8 protein-coding genes are annotated in these 25,711 nt (G+C 31.2%); all 8 read right to left on the bottom strand.

Translation table 11 applies throughout. The features are described 5' to 3' along the window. Positions 1 to 104: 104 nt before the first annotated feature. Complete coding sequence (locus ASF10_RS08355) at positions 105 to 1,409, bottom strand: hypothetical protein (protein ID WP_056247606.1); 1,305 nt, start codon at positions 1,407 to 1,409, stop codon at positions 105 to 107. Positions 1,410 to 1,835: 426 nt separating this feature from the next. Next, positions 1,836 to 2,522 (bottom strand): thioesterase II family protein, encoded by a 687-nt coding sequence (locus ASF10_RS08350; protein WP_056247605.1) that lies wholly within the window; start codon positions 2,520 to 2,522, stop codon positions 1,836 to 1,838. A 2-nt stretch (positions 2,523 to 2,524) separates the two neighbouring features. Continuing rightward, positions 2,525 to 7,156, bottom strand: coding sequence for a non-ribosomal peptide synthetase (locus ASF10_RS24610; protein ID WP_056247603.1), 4,632 nt, complete (start codon positions 7,154 to 7,156; stop codon positions 2,525 to 2,527). 13 nt (positions 7,157 to 7,169) lie between these two features. Continuing rightward, a complete protein-coding gene (locus ASF10_RS08340; RefSeq protein WP_056247602.1) occupies positions 7,170 to 15,482 on the bottom strand; it encodes a non-ribosomal peptide synthetase in 8,313 nt (2,770 codons plus the stop codon). 6 nt (positions 15,483 to 15,488) lie between these two features. Beyond that, the gene (locus tag ASF10_RS08335) at positions 15,489 to 17,093 is read right to left on the bottom strand and encodes an MBL fold metallo-hydrolase (protein ID WP_056247600.1); all 1,605 of its coding nucleotides are present in this window, start codon (positions 17,091 to 17,093) and stop codon (positions 15,489 to 15,491) included. 9 nt (positions 17,094 to 17,102) lie between these two features. After that, the gene (locus tag ASF10_RS08330) at positions 17,103 to 20,528 is read right to left on the bottom strand and encodes a non-ribosomal peptide synthetase (protein ID WP_056247599.1); all 3,426 of its coding nucleotides are present in this window, start codon (positions 20,526 to 20,528) and stop codon (positions 17,103 to 17,105) included. A 14-nt stretch (positions 20,529 to 20,542) separates the two neighbouring features. After that, a complete protein-coding gene (locus tag ASF10_RS08325; protein ID WP_082472400.1) occupies positions 20,543 to 21,610 on the bottom strand; it encodes a serine hydrolase domain-containing protein in 1,068 nt (355 codons plus the stop codon). A gap of 13 nt (positions 21,611 to 21,623) precedes the next feature. Continuing rightward, positions 21,624 to 25,559 carry a non-ribosomal peptide synthetase gene (locus ASF10_RS08320; protein ID WP_056247595.1) on the bottom strand — a complete coding sequence of 1,312 codons (3,936 nt, stop codon included), beginning with the start codon at positions 25,557 to 25,559 and terminating at the stop codon, positions 21,624 to 21,626. Between the last annotated feature and the right edge of the window lie 152 nt (positions 25,560 to 25,711).

Below are 25,711 nucleotides of genomic sequence, written 5' to 3'. Positions count from 1 at the left end.
AATATAGAAATATTAACAATCAACCATCTAATTTAAGCTTTGAAAATAAAAAGAAATATTAAGAAATTATGCACAACCTTTAATATATCTAGAATATAGTGACATTATTTAAAAACATTCTTGTAATTATTAAATGGGAAATTAGTACCTAGTCTAGTATTTATATAGCTTTTAAGGTGTGCATGATCATCTTCTGCCCTATTACGGCTCCAACACTGACTATTATTATTCACTTCATCGCAAAGCTCTTCAAATTGATCGTTGGCGATTCTATCTAGATTTGGCTTTAAAACATAAGTATATACCTTATCTGCCTCGTTGTAACTTTTACAAATGCTGTATCTCCATATTATAAAGTCAGCAATTTCCTTCGTATATCCTTTTGCAACCCCGATTCTGATCAATATATTATATGCATCTACACTAGCATCAAAGGGAAACGTACCATCAAATTGTGTATCGATCTCAGCTTTGATCATTGCGAGATGATCTAGATAATTATCCGATAAAAACCATGCACTAGTTTTGGAACTTGGATCTATCTCGGCTTCTTTCGCCAACAACAACTGAACATCTTCACTAAAAACACTAAAAAGATCTTCATTTTCAGCTAAGAAATTAATCAATAATTCCTTAGTTACATCAGAATCATGGATGTTACTAAAGTACTTCTTATCGGACTTAATTTTTTCGATACCTGCAGCTAAATTCCTTTCATATAAAATTTTCAATAGCTTGAAATTTAATTTTCGGTTCGTCCTGGCATTATTATCATCAAGTTTAAAAACTATTTTCCATAGATCTCTAAATATGACTACTTCAATCGAAGGAGTTAAATTTTCAAGGTACTTAGCTCCCACATATCTGTTAATACTTCCTTGATTAATTAATATATCACTTTTATCTGCTAAATCCTGAAGCATTGTACCAAGTATTTTTTTAGAAAGAATCGGTGGTTTTAGTAAAAATGATTCTAACATATTACGTATATGAGATCCTACAGTTTCCTTATTGGGCGTATGTAAACGATCTTCTTTGTCAATAACCGGGTGAGCGCATAAATGTCTGTCATTTCTCAAACTTATTATACGCGCATAATCCACATTATCAATTAAACTTGTTCTGTTTTTAATTTCTTCTATTAGATTTTTTTCCCATTCGGGACTAGTTGGATGGTCTGCTTGAAATTTTCTTATATTATCTAGGATATTAATAGCAACAGTATCTGAATATATATCGGCCAACGTTTCTAATTTGTCGATCATATCACTGATAACTACACTATAAAGTGTAACCACAGCAGCTCTGTGATTACTATTAAAATAAGAACTTGCTACTTCTTTAAAGTACTCCTTGGTTTTTACTGAAACTATTTTCTGACCAGCATGTTCTATACTAAAATCATTCATATAAAGAAATAATTTGTTATTTATCAAATACGTTGAAAAGCTTCAAATATAGATAAATCGGTACGGACTGTAGCAGGTATATTTACTTGTTTCTATCTAATGCAAATGTTGTTAGTAATTAGGTTACTATATATTCTATAAAAATATTAAGAATTTCTATTATTTTTGCATCAAACAACTCCCATGAGTTTTGTTATCTCAATAAGGATTTTTGTTTTAGTTTGTAATAGTTTGCTTTAAAATGTACCATAATTGTACCACTAAAGCTGTAAACACTATTAAAATAAGAAAAGTTATTTTCTGTATTGGGAAGTAAGTTTTCGCAAAGTATTTTATTGATGCATTCTCACTATAAAAAATCTTAAAAAGCAATTCAATAATCCGAATTGCTTTTTCATAAATTAGTTGATAAATCTCATCTTTTTATCATTTTGCTTTGCAGTTAATTAAAATATCACAAATTTTATCTTTATTTTCATATATAAAAAAATGATTTCCTGGTAAAATATTAAAATCAAAACTACTTTCTGTATAATTTTTCCAATTCTCTACCTTATCTACAGTTCTTTCTTCGTTTCCCATTAAAGCAAAAATTGGAGATTTAATTTTTTCAGCATTAATTATTGTATCCTTTTCGATAATTTCAAAATCTGCTCTCAATATAGGTTCAAATATTTCCCGAAGTTCTTCACTTTCTAATATTTCTTTTGGTAACCCACCTAATTCCTTTAGCTTATCAAAAAAGGAAGGATTAGGTATTTCATATAATTTTTGATTATCTCTCATATTGGGTCCAGGGTTACCTGAAACTACCAAATAAGATGGAAAATCACCCACTTTTTCTAATTCTTTAGTAATTAAAAAACCTAATTCTGCACCTAGGCTATGCCCATACAAGATAAATGGCTTTTCATTTCTTTTTTTTCTTATTTGAAGCAACAAATCTGTAACTGCTTTTTCTTTGTCATAAATTAGATCTTCATCAAATCTTAGCCCTCTTCCTGGTAATTCTACAGGTTCTAAAGAAAAAAAATCTTTCAGTTTATCTGTAAACAAATTGAAAGAATATTTACTTCCACCTGAAAAGTGTAACATAAACAACTGATATTCCATTTTTAAATATTATTTAAGTATTCTTTTGTCATTTCTGCTATGAACAAGTCCTCAGTAATAATATTCTTAATTACTTCTAAATTATTATTTATCATATTCATATGATTTCCTTCGACTGTTTTAACTATAATATTTCCCGAACAATATTTATCTAAATCATTAAATTCTTTATTGTAATTACGTTCTTCATCCGTTACTTGCGATGGTTTTACAAGTGTTATTTTACCTGTATATGCTGCCGGTTTGTAATTAATCACTAATTTATTAGCATTCATCATTCCTTTTACAACACTCTGTTCTATTTCTTCTGTTAACAGTTTATCGGTTTTTGGTTTAATCACTTCTAAATTTATTTCGGACTGATTGGAAAGTAATTTTTTTATCAATTCCTTACGTTTATCTTCGGTCAGTAAATTGTCGTAAGAAGGTGTATAAAAACCGGGATCAAATAAAATCAGGCTTTCTGTATTTTTATGTTTTTCTTCGAGCTGAAAAGCCATTTCATAAGCAATGGTTCCGCCAAGTGACCATCCGCAAATATTAATTCGTTTTAAGAAACTAAATGTGTCAATAGAGTTTATATAATTCGAAGCTATAGCTTCAACGGTTGTATTTACAGCATCATCAACAGTTACTGAATTAAAAACAACTAAGGTTACATCATCCGGAATTATATCTTCCCAAATTTTAAAATTTAAGGTATTATACCCTATTGGTGGTACAAAAAATAAAAAATCATTTTTTTCGCTATAATTAATACAATAGAAATTACTGTCATAACGATTAAAATCACTTTTAAGCTGGCTGTTTACAAACAAGGAAAGATCTTTTATGCAGGGATTCTTGTAAATATCTGAAGCTAATATTTCAGCATCAAACATCTTTTTTATTTTGTGAATCGCTTTTAACGCTAAAATGGAGTCTAATCCAATATCAAAAAAATTCGATTGAATATCAAATTCTTTATAAGGTATAAGTTCATGGAGTATATCAAATATTATTTTTTCTGTCTCTGTACCTGGCCCCTGTAAATCTTTTCTTTTATTTAAATCGATACTCTTAAGTAGTTCTGTATAGTTAATTTTTCCACTATCTGTTAAAGGAATTTTAGTTATTTCAACAAATTCATGAGGTATCATGTACTGCGCCATTTTTTGTTCCAGAAATGATTTTAATTCTCCTTGATTTACAGGTTCACTCTGTGTATAAAAAGCAACAAGTCTTGTTGTATTTTTCATTTCTACTGGTACCACAATCGACTTAATAACTTTTTGATGAAGTTTCATGTTATATTCGATCTCACCCGGTTCTACCCTGTAACCCCTAACTTTGACCATTCTGGTTTTTCGTCCCTGAAAAACTAATTTACCTTCATTATCAATCAAACCTAAATCACCTGTTTTAACATATCGTATTCCTTCATTTACCATGAAAGTGTTTTCTTCTAAACTGCTATTAAAATAGCCTGTAGAAATACTATCCCCGGAAATAGCAATTTCTCCAATAATTCCCATTGGGAGTACTTCCTGCTTATCGTTAAAGATTTTAATATTTGTATTTTGTATCGGTTTACCTAAAGGTAATATTCGTGAACTGTCTGTAGTATCTTCTGTATAATAGGCTGTTCCAGGTGCTTCTGTCGCTCCGTATCTGCCTACAACTTTTAAAGTCGGAAAAGAGTTTTTCAGTTTTCTAAAAAGTTCTACTGTAATAGGTTCTCCGCTTATTTCAAGATATTGCAGCGATGATAAGGCATTCTCCATTTCACAATCATACAATAATTGAATAAATGTGGGTGTTAAAAAAAGTCTTGTTACTTTATTTGACACAGATAATTCCCTAAAATTCAAAGGATTATTATTTGAATCATCAGAATACACAAACAATGTGCTTCCTTGCATAAGTGGTTCAAATATTTCTCTTAAAGAGGGGCCAAAACACAATAGCGTTTTAAAGCCATAGATATCTTGTTGAGTAGCGGGGAAATTATTTTGCAGCCACAATACTCTGTTAACATGCCCGGAATGACTGATTTTAACTAATTTAGGAACTCCGGTAGAACCAGAAGTGTAATTAATGCAACATAGTGAAGTGGAATCAACTGGGGGCAGAATGATTTCATTTAGAAGTCCTATTTCGGTGATAACAAATATTTTAGTTTTAATATTTATTTTTGGTTCTGTATCTGTCAGGATCGCAGATAGCTTTATATTGTCATTAATCCATTCTATTTTTTCCAGTGGAAAATCTTTTTCTATACTAACAATATGGCAGCCGGCTTTTAATATTCCAATTATTGAAGCTATTAAATTTACCGAACGTTTCATGTTAATCCCAACTGAACCGGAAATATTATTTTTAAGAAGTAAATCGCATATAGTATTACTCATGCTATCTAATTCTTTATATGTAATTTTTTTATCCAGATCGATTACCGCTATATTATCCGGATATTTTTTTGCAGTCTCACAAAATTCTCCATGTAGTGTCAGGTTTGATAAATCATATTCTGGACCATCTAAACTGGCTTTTTTTAACGCTGCAATTTCAAAAACCGGAATTTTTTTAAGAGGTACGTCTATAATCTTATCCAAATTATTAAACATATTCACAATTCCATTACAGATATGATTTAGCAGGTAAGCAGAGAAATTATCATTTCGATATCTTAGCTTCACTTTTAATCCTCCATTCACCTCTATAAACATAATATTTATAGGAAAGTGTGACGAAATATTACTATCGTGAGAAACCTGGGTCAGACTGAAATTATCCTCATCCTCATTGATATCAAATTTCATATAATTTTGAAATCCATATGAAATACTAAATAAATTTTGATGCCCCGTGTTCCTGATAATATCATTAAAGGCTACATAAGCATATTCCTGCGACTCCAAAACCTGAAATTGTAATTCTTTTATGGAATCAAAAATTGTTTTTTCTGAATTAAAATTCACTATTACAGGAATTGTAGTAATACACGGGCCTACAATTGCTTCCATATCATCATTTCCAAAAGGTCGTACCGTAACGGTGTTTCCCCATGCAAATGAATCTGTACCGTTATATTTGGACAAAATTAAACCTACTAAAAAATTAAATGTAGCAGACAATGTGATGTTTTGTTTCTTTAAAATAGTAAGAGATACTGCATTAATATCAAAATTATACTCCAAATCAGAAAATGAATTTTCTTTAAGTTCAGATTCGCCTACTGTTTTATATTCTAATAAAGACGGTTCAACATTATTTAAAAGATTATTCCAATAAGACATTGCCTTTTTTTCATCTTTTGAATTAATCCAATCAACATAAGCCGAAAATTGCATAATTGATGAAGGATCTATCAATGGCTCTATGCCAGATTTTAATTCAGTTGAGATTTGCATCAGTTCACCAAGAATAAATGAAATAGAAGTGGCATCAATAATAATATGATGGCTTGTTATGACAATTATTTTTTTACCGTTTTTAATTTCGATCAATGAAAATTTTATCAAAGGTTCTTTCTCAATATCAAAACCTTTAAATTTTATCTCATTTAATAAATTTTTCAATTCATCTGAACCTCCATCTTCATCTATCTGAAAATGTTCGCAGATTAAATTTCCCGGCGGAAGGATAATTGAAGCAAAATTTCCTGTATTATAATTAAAAGTGAAGCACGTTCTTAAAATTTCATATTTGGAGGTTAAAATACGGCATACTTTATAGAAAAAATCAAAAGTTACAGGTTCTTCAGACTCATAACTGTTTTGATTAATATAGTTTTTATTATCAGGATAATTTAATGCATAACCCACTAATCCTTTTTGAAAAGGTGTTATGCTGTCTTTGATTTCCTGCTGTTTGTCATTGATTAATTTTTCGATATGATCTTTAAAAAACGCAATAAAAGAATGGCATATATCCTCATCAAATCCAAGTTCTTCACTAATATTAAAATCGCAATTTATAATATCATCTTCTATCCAGGCATTAAAAATTATTTTGTTAAGTTTATTTTCATTAAACTGATCTGTTTTTTCAATCGTGGATGAAAATGTTGAATGGGAAGAAAGTATCAACTTATTATTACTTACAATTGATTCTGATTTTTGACTTGTTGCTTTATAAGACAGATCTCCCAGATAATTAAAAAGTATCACAGGTGTACTTTCCATTTGCCTGCTGATATATACTGGTCCATAATATTTTAAAATCTCAAAGCCTATCCCTCCATTTGGAACTGCGGCATTGATTTTAATAACAGATTGCAGTGTTTCTTCGATAGAATTATTAATCGCATTGTACTTGGTAGGATACTTACAGGTAAACCAGCCAATTACGTCCGAAACATCATAATCTGTTATTGAATTTCTGCCATGTCCTTCTCTTTCGATTACACAGGTTTCTAATTTGGTAACGTTGTAAAATGAGAAAAGAAGTGCCGTTATTATTTTATCCTGTAAATCTTTGTTGGATGCATGCTGTTCTTTTTTAATCTTGATAATATCTCTGTAAGCAATACCATTTTTAGTGTCAAACTCATCTGTATAATCAATCTGAGATAACCAGTATTCCAGTTCTGTATCTAATAAATTATTTATTGCATTTTGGTTTTCAAGTATCCAATTTTTATAGCTTTTCATAACTGGTGCTTTTTTATTTAATATAATTTAATTGTATATCACTAAGAAGTATTTGCCATGAAACCGCATCCATTATCAAATGGTGGCAGGCTATGAACATAACGGGTTTTTCTTCTTCATAAAATACATTTATATACAACAATGGTCCTTTTTCTATATCTATAGCTATAATGGCTTTTTCAATAGCTTTTTTAACATTCATGTTTTCGTCTTTTGACTCTTCCAGAACATATTTCAAGCTGTTGTAATCATAATATTGCTGCCATACCCCTTTTTCTTTTTTAAATCTCAGACTAAAAGAATCATGATCACGGGTTACATCGTCAAAACTTTTTTCAATACCCTTCAAATTATATGCGCTATCTATAAAATAAGAGGCATGCATGACAAAATTTAATTTATGTTTATTTACATCAAAAAAGTATTGCTGAATTGGAGATAACAGGAAAGGTGTATTTTCATTTTTAGAAGTTTCCTTGTTTTCATTCGTTACAACCTGCTGTTTTTTCGTATTTACGCTTTCTAAAAAATGTAAATAAGGCGACATCATAAAATCTTTTATTGTTACAGAATAGCCTCTCTTTTTACAGATAGCCACGACTTTTAACATCGTTAAAGAATCTCCTCCCTGTTCAATAAAACTTAATTCAGAGTTGATACTATTGATAGAAATATCCAGTACCTCAGCCCATATACCTGCCATTTCAAGAGATTTGGGAGATAATGATTTAATACTTTCTTCCATGCTTTTTCCGTCAATAGAAGCTTCATATATAGCTATCAGTTTTTTTCTGTCCAGTTTACCATTTGAGGAAAGTGGTATTTCTTTAATTTGATAAAAGTGGTGCGGTATCATATAAGCCGGAAGCGATTTTAATAACTCGTTTCTCAGATGGCTTTCCAATTCAGAATTTAGTTCGACCTCATCAGCAAATTGTATAAAAGCAACAAGTTTATCTTTTATTTTTAAAGCATGCGCCGTTTTTATCTGCTCGTATGTTTCTAATGTGTTACTTATTTCACTTAGCTCAATTCTGTTTCCTCTAATTTTTACCTGATCATCATTTCGTCCTAAATATTCTATATTGCCATCTAATCGCCATTTGCCCAAGTCGCCGGTATTGTAGATAGAATCTCCTGTAATAAAAGGATTTGGTATAAACTTTTGACTGGTTAATTCCGGCTTATTCAAGTATCCTCTGGCAAGACCTGCACCTGCAATAAAAATAGTTCCTTCAATACCAATAGGAACAATATTATGCTGTTGGTCTAAGATGTAAATCATCGTATTATCAATTGGTTTACCTATTGGTATAGTATTTAAATTTTTACTGCACTCAAAGTAAGTAACATCAATTGTTGCCTCTGTAGGACCGTATAAGTTAATTAGTTTTGTATCATCAAATAGTTCATGAAATTTATTATTTGTAGTCACACTCAAAGCTTCCCCGCTGGCATATATCCTTTTCAGGCTTTTTAGCTGACTAATAGATTCCGGCTCACTTTCTACATATTCTAAAAATTGTGTCAGCATTGAAGGAACAAAATGCATGACGGTAACATCGAATTCCGCAATATGCCTGATAATTTCACTTGGATCTTTTTCAAGACCATCCTTTAAAAATGTAACTTTTGAACCCTCTGCTGCCCACCATAATAATTCCCATACAGAAACATCAAATGAATTTGGTGTCTTTTGCATGATCACGTCAGTATCTGATAAATTGTATAGTTTTTGCATCCAAACCAGCCTGTTAACCAAAGAATGATGTTCTATAGATGTTCCTTTTGGCTGACCTGTTGTTCCGGATGTATAAATGATATAAGCAACATCATTGGATTTGTTTGCCCTTTTTATATTTAGATCAGAATAGTCGTCTTTGTGTTTTAGAAACTCTTTTATAAAAAGAGCATCTATAACTACTTTGTACTGACTGTCGTTCTTGATATACTCTATTCTTTTCTCAGGCAAATTAATATCAATTGGCAAATAAATTCCTTCTGATTTTAATATTCCTAAAATTGCTATTATTAAGTATTCGTTTCTTTCTAATTTTACTCCAATAACATCTTTATCCTTAATATTATAATTTGCAATAAGATAATTAGATAGTTGGTTTGACAATGTATTTAGTTCCTTATAGGTAATGTTTTTCGCATTGCTTAAAATAGCTATTCTGGCAGGAAATTTGGACGCCTGAGATTCAAACAAATCCACTATAGTTTGTTCTTTTGGATATGAAACTTCTGTATCATTAAAATCAACAGTTAGCTTTTCTTTTTCAAATGCCGTAAGATACACCAGGCTATTTATGGGCTGATTAACATCTAAGCAGATTTGCTCAACGAAATTCTTAAAATGATGCACAACATTTTTAATTAGTTGCATATCAAATCGATTCTCATTGTATTTGAAATCAATTTTTAGAGATAATTTTCCGGGAACAATTATTAGATTAAAATCGTAATTGGTCTGTTCAAATATTTCAACAGACTTGATGGTTAATTCTTCACCGTTATTGGACAAATCATTTTGTATGTTTTCCTGAACGAGATAATTTTCAAAAACAAGTATGTGATTTATTAAGTTCATACCCAGCTCACTTTGAGACTGAACTTCTGATAAATTAAGATAATGATGGTCATGGGCTAAAGCGGCAGCATTTTGAATTTCTTTTAAGAAAAGCGCAGCAGTATCTTCGGCTTCATATTTAATTCTGACAGGAATGGTATTGATAAACAAACCAATCATGGTTTCTATGCCCAGTAAATCTCCAGGTCTTCCTGAAACTACAGATCCAAATACAACATCTTGCGTATTATTGTATTTTGAAAGCAGCAACCCCCATATTCCCTGAATAAAAGTATTTTGGGTTATTCCAATTTCCTGACACAAATTATTCATTTTTTCAAACAAATCTTCTTCCAGCTTTAATGTTTCTACAGATTCCTTATAAGCAGAATGCTGAGTATTATCAATTTTAAATGGAATTTGTGCCACATTTGAATAATCTTTCAAATAGTCATTCCAAAATGACAAAGATTTTTCCTTATCTATTTTCTCTAACCACTCTATGTAATTAGAATAAGGCTTCGCTGCCGGAAGTTCTATTGAAATATTTTTATTTACGGAATTTAGTATTTGATAGAAATCATTGATTAATATGCTCATGCACCAACCGTCAATAAGAATATGGTGATGACTCCAGATAAACTCAAATTCATTATTACCCAAATCGAGTACCAGCAATCGCATCTGAGTAGGATTCTCTAAATTAAATCCTTTTTCTTTATCGTTTTGTTTCGTTTCGTTTATAAAACTGTCAACAGACTGGTTTGCGATTTTTAAAAATATAAAATCACCTTCAACCTTTTTTCGTACTATCTGTAAGGGTTCATCTACCAGGTTTTCTGTAAAACTTGTTCTTAAAACACCATGCCTTTGTATCAGTTTGTTATATGCTGTTTTTATATTTTCAACATTCAAATCAGTCACATTAATGCGATATGATATTTGCTCAAAATACATCGATGAAGAGGGTTCCGCAGACCAATGAAAATATAATCCCTGTTGCAGAGGAGAAAGTTTATAAATGTTCTCTATATTTCCATCTGTATTTATTTGGCTTAGATCTTCAATGCTTATCTCTTTAAAAGATAAATCCGATGGAGTTAAATAGCTTTGGTCAGCTTTTGCCAAGTCCTCGATAAGGTTAGTAAGTACTGCCTCATAAGAATCCATAATTTTTTTTACGGTTTCTGTATGGTAGATTTCTTTAGCGTATCTCAAATTCATGCTAAGTTTTCCTTCCACCATTATCCCTGTAATCTCCAGAGCAACGTCTCTTTTATTTCGGGGATCAATGTTTAACCCAATAGATTCAGAAGCGTACCCTAATATTGATTTTTCTTTATTATCGGCATTATCACCAAAATCTCCCAAATAATTAAATGCAATTGATGGATGAATATCCGGGATAGATTGTGAGGATAAATATTTTAAAATTCCGTATCCAATACCTTTATTCGGGATTTTTCTTAAACTTTCCTTGGTTTCTATCAATGTATCTTTTAATGCATTTGTACCAGAGGTTTTTAATACAAAAGGATAAACTGTTGTAAACCAGCCTATGGTTCTGCTTATATCAATATTAGGTATTATTTCCTCTCTTCCGTGCCCTTCAATTTGCAGGATAGATTTAGTTATTCCTACACTTTCTTTCAGTGCAATTGCCAAAGCGGCAAGCAATACATCATTAACTTCAGTTTTATAAGTACTGTTCACTTTAGTCTGAAGCAAATTAGTAATATCATGAGGCAATGTAAACGATACCATATCTTTTACCTCAAATTCCCTGCTTACAATTTCATTATCACTCGGCAAATTAGGGATAACCTCATTTGCCAATGCCTCCCAATAAGGTTTTTCACTGGCTATTTTGTCTCCGTTTGCATATTCTTTCTGCATTAAGGACCATTTTTGAAATGAATCCGATTTTAAAGGTAATTTAACATCATTTCCTTTTTTGTATTCTATGTACAGTAGTGTTAAATCTTCTAATAAAATACGCCATGAAACACCATCAACAACCAAATGATGCACAATAATAGCAAGCCTGTCACCATCTTTTAATCTAAAAAGCGCTATTTTAAGCAGTCCTCCCTGATCAAGCTTAAAACCTGCCTGCAACTCTTCTCCCAGTTTTGCAATAGTGCCTTTTTCATTATTATCATCTGTAAGATCATAAAAATTTAGAGGAATATTTTCTTTATAATTACGTTCATTTCTCTGTTTCCATAAACCATCAGTATCAAGGAATGTCATCCTCAAAGCATCGTGATGATTTATCAGATGGGTAAAACATCTTTCTAAAATCTCAGGGTCGAGTAACTCTTTGCTTTTTAATACTACAGACTGATTATAATGATTATGATATTTAAAAATCGGAGACTTGAAAAAGTAATTTTGTATAGGAGTAAGTTCAACCTCTCCCACTACTTCTGACTGATCTGCAACCTTATTATTAACTTCTATGTATTGCGCTAATTCTTCTAATACAGGATTATTGAACAGTTGTAAAAGTGTTAGTGTATAACCTCTTTGTTTTAATTTGGATATAATTTGAATTGATTTAATCGAATCTCCACCCAAATTATAAAAATTATCTTTTACACTAATAGATTCTCTCTTTAATACTTCTTCCCAGACGTCTACAAGAACTTTTTCTTCTTTAGATCGTGCTCCAATATATTCGCCTTTTATTACGTCATCATCACCTATATTTGGCAATGCTTTTCTATCTGTTTTTCCGTTTGGAGTTAAAGGCAAAGTATCGAGTTCAACAAAGAAAGTTGGCACCATATATTCTGGAAGTTTCTCATGCAAAAAGTCTTTTAGTTCTGTTTTATCTACTTCAGTATTACAAACAAAATAAGCCACCAATACTTTTTCATCATTAACTTCTTTGGCTTCTGCTACCACATGAGTAATATCTTTTGAATATTCTGAAATAGCAATTTCTATCTCCCCTAACTCTATTCTGAAACCTCTAATTTTTACCTGATGATCTTCTCTTCCTAAAAATTCAATCGATCCATCGGGCAGCCATCTTCCAATATCTCCGGTATCGTACATACGCTGTCCCAAAATAAAGGGATCTTCAATGAATTTTTTAGCTGTCAGATCTGGATGATTCAAATATCCTCTTGCTACACTGTCTCCCGAAATATAAATTCGGCCTGTGATTTCTTTAGATACAATTTGCAATTCTTTATCCAGAATATAAATCTGAGTATTAGAAATAGGCTTACCAATTGGAATCACATTTTTACAATCATTTATTTTCGCTACCGTAGCCCAAACTGTACACTCAGTTGGTCCATATTCATTGTATAGTCCAATCTCATCAAAATTTGTATTATGGGTCGCAATTATATCTAATTTAATTGCCTCACCGGCAAGAATTACATTTCGTAAATTAAGATTCGCTTTTTCTTTTTTGAAGGCTTCAAATAATACAGAGTAATAACTAGGCACACAAAGCATGTCAGTTATTTTATTGTCTATTATTCTTTTGGTGATAGTCTCAATATCTTTTATTACTTCGTCTTTCTCAACTACTAATGTACCTCCAAGCAAACCGCTCCAGATAACAGCAATAGAGGAATCAAATGCAAATGAAGAAATTAGTAAAATTCTGTCTACCTGATAATAATTTAATCTGCTTAAAGTAGAATTTACCAGATTCCAATGTTCTACCATTACGCCTTTTGGATTTCCTGTTGTTCCGGAAGTATATATTACATATGCCAGATCTGATGCTTTATTTCTGGAAACAGGATTTTCGTTTCCGTATCTGAATCTTTCAAAATTATAAAGCATAAGTTCTTCCTGATCCAATACTACCTTACATTTACTGTCACTTTCTATAAAATCTATTCTATCTTGCGGATAATTAATATCGATAGGCAAATATGCTGCTCCTGATTTTAGTATCCCTAAAATTGCAACAATAAAAGTTTCAGATTTATCCAGTTTTATCCCTACAATATCATTTTCCTGTATATCATAATTCTCTTGTAAATAAGCAGCTAACTGATTCGCTTTTTCATTTAACTCACGATATGTAAAACGCTTATTATCAAAAAACAATGCTTCTTTGTCAGGAGTTCTTTCTACCTGCTCTTCAAAGAGATTGATTACAGTTTTATCTTTCGGAAAATCTTCTTTTGTTTGATTGAATTCTTCCAGCAGCTGTATTTTCTCATTTTCATTTAAATACTCTATTTTTGAAACCGGAAGAGAAGGATTTCGCAGTGCATTGGCCAAAAGCTGTTCAAGATGCTTCGCCAATTGCTCTACAAAAGCCTGACTATAAATATCGGTATTGTAGGTAAGAGACAATCCTAATCCTTCCTCCTTTTCAATAAAATTGAAATAAAGATCAAATCTGCTATTTAGGTTTTCAACCTGGATATAAGGTTTTATAGTAAGGGCTTCTAATTGTATATCGGCCTCTTCATCTAAAATAGCAAAGGACTGTCTTAAATCAAGCATAACATCAAATAGACCGCTTCTGCTCATGTCACGGTACAATGTAAGGTTTTTAATTAATTCATCTAACGGATAAATTTGATTTTCAGAAGCTCCTATAGTTACAGATTTGACGTTGTTTAACAAGTCAATAAAACTCTCTTCGTTTTTTATAATTGTTCTTAATGGTAATGCGTTTACAAAAAAGCCTATCAGGTTTTTTAGATCTGCATTTTCCCTTCCTGAGCTTGCACTTCCTATAATAATATCTTGCTGATGAGAATATTTAGACAATAAAAGCTTTACTAAACCCAGCAGACTCATAAACAGCGTTACTCCATGCTCTCTATTTAATTCCTTTAAAGAATGTAATAAATCCGGATTAAGTACAAAATTTAAAGTTTTTCCGTTGTAAGTCTTTATAGGAGGTCTTGGTTTTTGTGATGGCAAAACTAATGTAGGCAGGTCGCCACTAAATTTATCTATCCAATATTCTTTATTTTGATCCAGCTTTTTGTTTTTAAGCATATCGTGCTGCCACACCGCATAATCTTTATATTGAATATTTAATTCTGGCAATACAACTTCTTGTTCTTCTTTTTTGACACCGCTGTAAAAACCAAAGAAGTCTTTTACCATCACTTCCATAGACCATCCATCACTTATAATATGATGCATGACCAGGCTTAATAAAAACTTTGATTCACCGGTTTGAAATATTTTAACCCTGAAAGGCAAGTCTTTTGAAAGGTTAAAAGGCTTTACTTGTTCTTTTTCAATAGATTTATTTAAAGTATCCGGATGATCTGTTGCTCTAAAATCTTCAAATGGTAAAACAAAATCAATATCTTCAAATTCTAGAATATACTGTTTCGCATCTCCCTCATTGTCCAGATTAAAAATAGTACGCAGGGACTCGTGCCTTTTTATCAAAAATCTAAAAGATGCTTCTACCAGTTTAATATCTAAATCTCCTTCAAATTCATGAACTCCTGATAAATTATAAGCAGAATTACCTCCGTCAAACTGGCTCAGAATCCATAATTGATTTTGAGCCGCTGAAAGAGGGTAACTTTTTTGGTGATCTGCCAATGGAATTGAAAACGATATATCCGAATCTATTTTATGATTCTTAAAAAATTGAATGATATCCTGCTTATTATCTTTAATTAGATTATAACTAACTTCATCTAATTCTTCTCCATCATAAAACACTTCAAGTTGATCATTTTCCAGTTGAATATCTATGTCGTTATTTTTTAATTGAACAAGTAGTTCCCTAACTTTACTCATAGGATCTTATTTTTTTTTATTATAAAGTATCTCCTTTTCTCCAAACAATCTTTCAGCGACTAAGCCTCTGGATAAACACTCATTTATTAATAAATTAGATTGAACTATTGGATTAGATTCATCGGTATATTTTATACTGCTGATAAATTCACACCAAGGCTCCTGCCCCATGGCATACACATATACTTCATCCGGCTTAAAGATGTCAACTAAAGTCATCCCTCTGTTAAAGTCGCAACCCGCAAGTCTTCTGGACTGATCATGCTCTTTTGGGAGCTCCTCTACAAGAAGAGGTCCGTAAAGCCAAGTTAATGGTGCGCCGTCACATTCCATTCCCAAAAGTAAAACGTCTATATTGCCAATTATAGGCTGTGTATATTCATAGACTTTTTTCTCTAAAACTCTGGAATCAGCAACAAAAAGCAAAGAGAAATTAGCTATATTGATATGAAAACACAATTTGGCTTTAATATCTAAATCGCTATGCTCACCTGTAAAGGGCACACCTGTAATTTTACAATCTAAAAAATCTACAGTTTCAAAATCCTCAATTTCAATAACATTCTTGAAACCAATATTATTAAACATTAATTTTACCGAAGGATCCTGAAGATGTCCTCCTCCACTTCTTGGCACCACTAAGTTTTTAATTTTATGTCTTAATGGCAAAAGGGTTTCAAATAAAACGTGATCCTGATGGTTATGCGTTATCAAAACATAATCTATAGAATCCGGCAGATCATAATCAGAAAAATGTTCAACACTCGATAAATACCCGTAATAACTAATTAATGGATCGACTAATATGCTTACATCTTTTGTCTCAATCAGGATACAGGCATGTCCAAAATACCTCATTCGTATTTTATCGCCTGTATATTTAACATAAGGAACAGATGTCTCTTCAGTAAAAAAGGATTGAAACAAAATTTCTTCTTCTTTGCTTAAATCACCAAGATAAGCTCTTATTGTGCTATAATTCTGCGGAGTTCGGCGCATTTTACTCAACTCATCAATAAATTTATCATCAAAAGGGATATCGATGTGCAGTATATTATCTTCATTTAATTTTGGTGTGCTTAAACAAAATGGACGTGAATCATTATTGGTGATCCATAAAGCAATACTCTGACTCTTTTTATTGTAATATTTACTATTATATAATAAATTCTCGAAAAATCGAAAAGAAGGATTTCCGTTTAAGTCATAAATCAGCTCTACATATCCTTTTAAAATCTCAGGTACTTTTTCATAAAGACCTTCCAGCGATTGTCCTTTTGCCTCTCTCTTTAGCATGAGTACCAATTTTCTAATAGCCATTGAAAAACTGATAGAATCTCTTTGGTTTATTAAAGTAGATTCCATTAGTTTTTTAATATCCTGAGATCTGTCTTCTGTATAATCCATAAAAGGCCCGCCAAGCATTTTTGGGTTATTAACCATTTCTTTATGCAATTCAGGAGATTCTATATACGAATTCATTATCTCCAGATGCCTGCCTGTTATATTCATTGCAGCAGTTGAAGGTGATACCAAATGAGCCCATGCAAACCATCTTTCAATTAAAGGTTCAATTACTACATTAGGCTTTAAATAAACTAATTTCTCCATGCTATTATATTAAATTGTTGTTCTTGATTTTCGAACATTATTATTTTTACTATTTATAAATTCAAGTTCCTTAATTAATAAAGCGACACCCTGAATAGTTGGATTGTTAAAGACATCGACTGTGGTTATTTTTATTAAAAAATGATTTTCAATAATACTTTTAAGCTTCATCACAATTAAACTATGCCCTCCCAATTCGAAAAAATCATCTGTAATACCTATTTTTTCAACACCTAAAACTTCTTGCCATATCTCAACTAATTTTTCTTCAGTACTGTTTGATGGGGACTTATATTCTTTTTTGATAAAATCTTCAGCTGTTATCTCCGGGAAAGCCTTACGGTCTATCTTTCCATTTGCCGTTAGAGGTAAAACATCTATATTTACAAAATAATTTGGGAGCATATACTCCGGTAATTTACTTTGCAGATAATTCCTTAATTCTGATTTATCTAATTCATTATCCGAAATAAAATAAGCAACCAATACTTTGTTTTCATTGATTTCTTTTGCATCAACTACAACTTGCTTTATACTTTGTGAATACTGAGAAAGTACTAGTTCAATTTCTCCCAGTTCAATTCTGTGCCCTCTTATTTTTACCTGATGATCTTCTCTTCCTAGAAAGCCAATATTTCCGTCGGGCAGCCAGCGTCCCAGATCACCTGTATTATAAATTAGTTCCTCGTTATTAAAAGGATTGGTAATAAATCTCTCTTTTGTTAATGCCAAATTATTATAATACCCTTTAGCCAAACCTGCTCCACCAATAAAAATATTGCCTGCAATACCTATTGCCTGCATATTCATTGCATCATCTAAAATGTAAAATTTTGTATTATGTATCGGGGTACCAATATTTAAGGTATCTAATGGTTCTTCTATTTTTTTTGTACTGGACCAAATCGTTGTTTCGGTAGGACCATACATATTCCAGAATTCGCTTGCGTTTAAAAATATTTTCTCAGCCAGCTTATCATTTAAAGAGTCACCTCCACAGAGAATTTTAATATTTTTATCGCCTTGCCATCCAGCATCAAATAACATTTGATAAAAACTTGGCGTAGCCTGGATTAATGTTGGCTTTATTGCTGCTATTTTATTGCATACTTCTTTTGGATCTGAAAGCAAAACCTGATTGGCAATGTAAATTTCTGCTCCAGAAATCAAGGGAAGAAAAAATTCCAAAATCGAAATATCAAATGAGTAAGTTGTTACCGAAAAAAGTAAATCCTGCGCTGTAATATTTAATTTTTCTTTAATACTCAACAGAAAATTAAATAATGAACTATGCTCAATTTCAACCCCTTTTGGATTTCCTGTTGACCCGGAAGTATAAATGATATACGCACTGTCCTGAGGTTTTATCTTTGCAATATTCAATGCTTTATTTGTCTCTTCAAGACCAATCTCTGCGCTGTTTACCCATTTAATTTCATCAGATTCGTAATTGTTTTTATCAACCACAATAAGTTTTGTACCGCTATTCTCTACAATATATTTTATTCTACTTTCCGGCAAATTTGGATCTATAGGAATATAAGGTTTCCCCGATTTAAATATTCCCATTAAAAGCGGTATTAAATCAGCTGATCTGTTAATACAAACACCAACTGGCTCATGATTATTGCCGTAATTGTCAACAATATGAGATGCGATTCTGTCTGATTTTAAATCTAATTCTTTATAAGTATAACTTGTAAAATCATCTTTTACAACAATATTATCAGGAAATTTATTTGCCTGTTCCTGAAATAAATCTACTACAGTTTTATCTTTTGGATAATTTATCTCTGTAGCATTAAATTTTGCTAATTCCAGTTTTTCATTTTCTGTTATACAAGCAATATTTTTTAATATTATATTTTGGTCTGTTATTATCTGAGTCAGCACTTGCTCAAAATGTGTTACTATCCTCTCTACTACTTCCTGATCATATATATCGCTGTTGTAGTTCAAGTTTAATAATAAACCATTTGCTCCCTGTTCAACAAAAGAAAATGTCATATCGAACTGCGATATATTCCTCTTATTTTCATATTTCTCAACTTTCAATTCCTTATCGCTATTATTTGTGGACTGAAAGGATTGATTTTGGTTTTGTAAAATAACCATTACATCAAACAATGCAGAGCGACCTGTATCTCTTTTTAAATTTAGTTTCCCAACCAATTCATCAAAAGGATATTGCTGATGTTGGTAAGCATCTAAAAGTATTTTCTTTTGTAGTTCAAAAAAATCGTTAAATGTACTATCCTTGTTTAAAGGTGTTCTAATTGCGAGTGTATTAAGAAAAAGTCCTAATTGTTTTTCAAGATCAGGATGTTCTCTTCCGGCAATAGGAGTACCAATTATAATATCATCCTGGCCACTATGCTTGTGTAGTATAATATTTATACCAGCGATTAACAGCATGAAAAGTGTCGATTTTTTTTCTTTAGAAAAACTCTTTAAGTCTTCTAATAAAGTACCCGGAAATCTATAGCTAAAAGTATTACCACTATAAGTTTTAACTAATGGGCGAGGCTTAAAGCCTGATAAATTCAATACCGGAATATTACCTGAAAATTGATTTAACCAATATTCTTCTGCAGCATGATGTTTTTCTTTTTTTAATTCGGTAGTAAGCCATACTGCATAATCCTTATATTGAACGGATAATTCAGGAATCTCTAATGTTTTACCGTGAATTAGCATCTTATAATATTGCATCACTTCAGACATTAGTATCTGCATCGACCAGCCATCGCCAATTATATGATGCATACACAGCGAAATTATATGTTTTTTGTTTGCTAATCTTATTACTGAAACTCTTAATAAAGGTGCTTTTTCAAGTTTGAAAGGTTCATTATTTTTAAGTTCTAAATGAGATTCTGTATCTTGTAACTGATCGAAAGAATCAGAATAATCTTTGAAACTTATCGTAAAATCCAATGTGTCCTTTGGCAAGATATATTGCCTTACCTCTCCTTTATGATCAACAACAAAATAGGTACGAAGTATTTCATGACGATTAATCAGATATTGAAATGATTCTTCAAATTTATCAAGGTAAAAATCACCCTCAACTTGTATTGCAGTCGACATATTATAAGCCAATGAAGCATTTTCAAACTGACTTATAATCCATAAACGACCTTGAGAAGGTGTTAGTGGATAAGATTCTGATTGTGCTGCTTTTGGAACTGAGTAAACATTTGATTTATTCAAAGCGTTAAAACGAATATCGTTCTTGCTGATTTCTTTTCCTCCAATTAGTTCTTGCTTTAAAAATGCAATTAATTCCTGCTTTTTACTAAGAATCTGTTCTTTATCAATGGAGGTAATGTTTTTGACGTTTCCGGTAAGTCTAAGGTTTTCTTTAGAATTATCTAATGAGATTTTCACAGATTTCTTCTCCAGTATTAAAATTAGATCTTTTATATTATCCATTACTTGAATTATAATTAGTTGTTTTTAATTGCAAAAACCATATCCCGGATCATCTTCTCATATAAAAATGGAGTTTTCTCTATCTCATAAGTTTGGTTTTCAATCGTTATTAAACTCTTTTTAGAATTTAGATAATACAAATTCAAAACCGTAAATCCCTTAGAATCAGAATAACCTGTATGTCCCACTTCTTTATTTTTATCATTTACATAAAGTGCAAAACCATAATACATTTTTGTGTCTCCAAAAACAGAATGTTTGGTTTCTGAGTATGGCGTTATCATTTCCTGAAATGACTTTTTAGAAACTAAACTGCCTTCATACAATTTGTTATTCCACAGTAATAAATCCTGCACTGTAGAGATTACGCCGCCAGCAGGAACTTCTGACGCGTCAAAGGTTATTTTATCAGTTTTAGATTGAATGCCATTTACAAAATTATAACCGTGTACAAAATCATTAAAATCTTTATCCGGAAAAATAGTGTGATTCATTTTGCACTCTTTCATCAGTTCTTTAAACAAATCCTTATACGTTCTGCCGGAAACTTTTTCAATTATTTTTCCCAGCAGTACATAATTTGCATTGCTGTACTTATATCCTGAATTAGGTTTAAATAATAAAGAAGTAGTTAATTCTTCTATTCCCGAAGTATGATTAAGTAAGTTTTTTACCGTAATTACTGAAGACCATTTTGGATTTAACTCAGTCAGATAACTATCAATAGGTTTATCCAACACTACTTTTCCACTTTCAACTAATCTTAATAAAAGTACCGCTGTAATTTGCTTACTGATAGAGAGTATTAAAAACTTGTCGGTATTTTTTATTGGTATTTTTTTCTCAAAGTCAGCATAACCAAAACTTTTGCAATATTTAATCTTTGTACTATCTGCAATAAGTATTACACCGTTAAATTTTCTATCCTGATTACTATTCTTAAAAATAGAATCTATTTTATATTCATAATTAGTAACAATTTCAGTTTTGCTGGTATCAGTATTACTTTTTAATACCTTAGAACAGGAAATCATGCAAAGAAAAATGCATAAGATTAAAAGATCTTTTTTTAAAAATATCATGGGCTTTTAATAATTATATAAGTTCTGTAATTATGTGTATTAAATGTTTTTTATAGGATTGTGCCAGCTTTTCAATTTGTTGAATAGTAAAATGAAATTTATTAAAACTGATGTAAATCTCTAGTTTTCCATTCTTTATAATTCCTGTAAAGTTAAGGATGTCGTTGCACTGACTTTTTTCAGAAGCATCCTGATAAACGAACTCGATCTCTTTAAAAAGGTCATTATTTAAATTATTACTGATACTCGAAGCAAAATCTCCTAAGTAATTAAACGTTATTTCCGGCTCTGTATTGAAGTCCTCCTTTTTTAAATATTTCAATATTCCATAGCCAATTCCTTTGTTTGGAATCGAATTAAGATTGTTTTTAATATCTAATAAAGTATTTGTAACATCGAGATTGTTTTTTCCTTCTAAGTCAATATATACTGGGAATATAGAAGTAAACCATCCAATAGTCCTAGCGATATCCAGGTCATATCCAATATTTTCTCTGCCATGCCCTTCCAGAGCTAACAAAATTCTGTTAATCCCAAAACTTTCGTTTAAAGTCAGCGCAAGAGCCGTAATCAAAATTTCGTTAATTTCTGTCTGATGTTTTTTATAACACTTAGTAATTAAATCCTGCGTTTTATTTTCATCTAGTGTTATGAGGCATTTTGACCTTTCGGCAATTGTATTTTTTTCATTTGATGAATTAATCTGTAATCTGTCGAAAGTTTTATTGTTGATGTTATCCCAATATACACTCTCTCCAATCAAACTAAATTTATTAGAATAGTCGATAAGTTTAGTTTGCCATTCTTTTAATGAACTACCTTTTTGAGATATTACAAAATGGGTATCATGCAAAAATTTATTATATAAATTAGATAAATCTTCCGCAAGAATTCTAAACGAAACCCCATCAACCAATAAGTGATGTACAATAAATAAAAGCTTGTCGTGATTTTCTTTTTTCAACAAACAAATCTGTATCAAAGGCCCGTTTTCTATATTTAGCTGTTTGCTGTATGACTTGCTTTTTTCGATAAAATCATTATCATTATCGTAAAAAGCACTCGAAAACTGATATACATTCTCTGCAGAACCATAATACTGTGTCCATTGCTGGTCAGTTTTCTTAAACTTAATTCTTAAAGTATCATGATATTGAATTAGTTCATCAAGCGCTTTTCTAATGCTTTCTTCCTCAATTTTTTCCCCTGTTAAAATAATTGATTGGTTATAGTGATTATAATCGCCTTTCTTTTTTTCGAAAAACAATTTCTGAATTGGCGAAAGCGGGATATCTCCAGAAAACATATCCTCTTTGCTTTGGACTATTTTCTTTATTTTTAATTTTTCAGAAAAATCCCTAATAACAGGATTCTTGATTATTTCTCCCAAAGTAAGAAGATAACCACTTTGACTTAAACGTGAAACTACCTGAATTGATTTTATTGAATCTCCTCCCAATTCAAAGAAATTGTCATCTATAGAAATAGGCTTTTTATTAAAGATTTCTTCCAGTATTGCAATAACTTTCTTTTGAGAATCATTTTCGGGACCAACAAAAACTGATGTTATCTTTTGTAAATTTACATCAGGCAATTTCTTCCTATCTACTTTTCCGTTTGAGGTAATCGGAATGCTGTCCAACTCAACAATTATAGAAGGAATCATGTGCATTGGAAGACTTTTTTTCAGACTTTCCTTAAACTTTTGTTCATTATATCCTTCTTTTACCACCAGGTAAACAGCAAGTATTTTATCTGAATTTGCATTGTCAACAATCGTAACGGTACATTCTTTTACATAATCCTGATGACTAATTATGGCTTCAATTTCGCTTAATTCAACCCTGTATCCCTGAATTTTTACCTGATTATCTAATCTGGATCCAAATTCAATTTCACCGTTTAAATTCACTCTTACGCGGTCTCCTGTTTTGTATAAATGTCCCTGCTCTTCCTGAAACGGGTTTATAATACGCTTTTCTTGCGTTAGTGAAGGCTGATTTAAGTACCCTTTAAAAACACCTTTACCACCAATTAAAAGTTCACCCCAAATTCCTTTTGGACTTAAATTTAAATTTTCATCCACTACATAAATTTTCGTATCAGAGAAAGGTTTACCAATAGGTACATTTTTTCCGATACTATTATCTTTTACTTCATGCAGTAATTTACCTATCGTGGTTTCTGTTGGTCCGTAATGATTGATGATACGTATTTCAGGTTTTACCTTTTTAATCTTCTCAATGATTACGTTAGAAAGCTCTTCTCCGCCAAAAATTATCATGATGTTTGGCAGCAATACCATATCATCGTATTCAAGTGATTTCCAATAAGTAGCTACTATTTTTATACAATCGATCTGGTTTTCAGCAAAATACTCATGCAGATACAAGGAATCACGTAATTTTTCTTTGGAAAAAAGATGCAGTGTATTTCCATAAATCAATGAACTGTACAAAACTGTATTTCCTAAATCAGTTGCCAATGTCGACATTAGGCAATTGACTTTATTTTTCTCAATATCAATTTTGTCATTCAATCCAATAAAATAATCCGATAAATTCTCGTGACTTATCATTACCCCTTTAGGATTTCCGGTAGTTCCAGAAGTATAAATTATATACGCCAGATCAGTAGGATTTACTACAACAGCGGGTGCTGTTTTTGACATTAGATTCCAATCTTCATGATGACTGTCTAATCCGATTATTTCAATGTTTTTGTCGCTAAAAACAACGGAATCAAACCGGTTGCTAATTACAAAATTAGCTTTCGTATCACTTATAATATACGAAATTCTATCTTCAGGAATATCAGAATCAACAGGTATGTAAACGCCGCCTGATTTCATTATTCCCAATATTCCTATTATGGATTTATCCATAACGGTATTAAAACACAGTAATATATTTGGATTTTTTTCTATTCCCTGACTGATTAAATAATGAGCCAGCTGATTTGATTTTTGATCCAGATCACTATAAGTCAAACTAATCCCATCAGAAACCACAGCTACACCATCAGGATTATTCTCAACCTGCTCTTTAAACAGGTCAAGAATAATATGGTTTGGGTTTTGGTGTTTAATAATGCTGTTAAAGCTTAGTAAATCCAGCTTTTCCAGTTCAGTAACGTATTCAATGTTTTTTATCAGGATGTTATTATCAGCCATTACGCTGGTCATGATTTTTTCAAAATGACCAAACATTCTGTTTATGATTTCGAATTCATACAAATCTGAATTATATTCAATTTTCAAATCCAAATTCTCCGTTTCAACAAAACTAAAAGTAATATCCGAAACATGGTCTTTAAAATCATGTTCCTGCCATTTATCATAGCTGTTTTTGGTATTTATCTCTGATTCTTCACTTTTTAAAACAACCAATACATCAAAAAGTCCGGAGTAATAATTGTCTTTTTTGATATTCAATTGATTCTTTAGTTCGTTAAAAGGATATTGCTGATGCTCAAATGCATTCGCTAATATTTTTTTTTGAATCTGCAAAAAATCTGCAAACCTGCTTTCTTTATCAATTTGAGTCCTGATCGCTAACATATTCACATACAATAAGTCACTTTGAAGATCAAAATCATCCTTGCCTGTTATGATTGTACCAGTTACAATATCTTCTTGCTTGGTATATTTGTGCAACAAGAGATTAACGCCTGCCATTAATATTGTAAACAGATTCGTTTGCTGTTTTTGAGAAAAAACTTTTATTTTTTCAAGAAAATCATCTGCAAAACTGTATGTAACACAGTTTGCGTTGTAAGTGTGAATTAAATGTCGGTTTTTAAAAAGAGGTAAATCCAGAACCGGAATATCACCTTTGAACTGATCAAGCCAATACTGTTCAGAAACAAGATATCCTTCCTTATCCAAAGATATTAGTTCTTGTTTTCTATCTTGATTAAGATTTTTACCAATAGAATATAAATCTTTCATATTTTCAGAAATTGAATATATTTATTATTATTTATGCTTTGCTTGTTTCAATCACAAAACCCGTTAAATAGTTAATTACTATATAATTATACATTTAATATTTTAACCTCAGGATTATGAATACTGTTTTTATATTTCTGTAAGTACTTCAA

Source organism: Flavobacterium sp. Leaf82, assembly GCF_001422725.1.
Taxonomy (GTDB): domain Bacteria; phylum Bacteroidota; class Bacteroidia; order Flavobacteriales; family Flavobacteriaceae; genus Flavobacterium.
Note: the sequence above shows the minus strand (reverse complement) of the source record. Positions and strands in the feature narration are given on the sequence as shown.